Below are 482 nucleotides of genomic sequence, written 5' to 3'. Positions count from 1 at the left end.
GCATCAAGGCGATCAACCCCAAGGCGCTGTACCTGTGCGACCCGGTGATGGGCCACCCGGAAAAGGGTTGCAGCGGGCAGCAGGAGGTCAGCGATTTCCTCTTGGATGAGACTGCCGCCATGGCGGACTTCCTGTGCCCCAACCAACTGGAGCTGGACAGTTTTGCCGGGCGCAAGCCGAAATCGCTGTTCGATTGCCTGGCGATGGCGAAGGCCTTGGTGGCGCGCGGGCCCAAGGCTGTGTTGGTCAAGCACATGGATTACCCAGGCAAACTGCCAGAAGGGTTTGAAATGCTGTTGGTGACGGCCGACGGCAGTTGACACTTGCGTCGGCCCCTGCTGGCGTTTCCGCGTCAGCCAGTGGGCGTGGGCGACCTGACGTACGGGCTGTTACTGGCGCGGGTACTGGTGTGGCATGGCCTGGTGGCAGATTTTGAGTTCACATCTGCGGCCGTGCATGAAGTGCTGCTGGAAACCCAGGCC

1 pseudogene is annotated in these 482 nt (G+C 62.0%); it reads left to right on the top strand.

Going from position 1 to position 482, the window contains the following annotated elements:
- Positions 1-482, top strand: a pseudogene (locus JMV15_RS27900) (bifunctional hydroxymethylpyrimidine kinase/phosphomethylpyrimidine kinase); the annotation flags it as partial.

It is taken from the genome of Pseudomonas paracarnis (assembly GCF_904063055.1).
Taxonomy (GTDB): Bacteria; Pseudomonadota; Gammaproteobacteria; order Pseudomonadales; family Pseudomonadaceae; genus Aquipseudomonas; species Aquipseudomonas paracarnis.
This window is presented reverse-complemented; position numbering and strand designations above follow the sequence as displayed.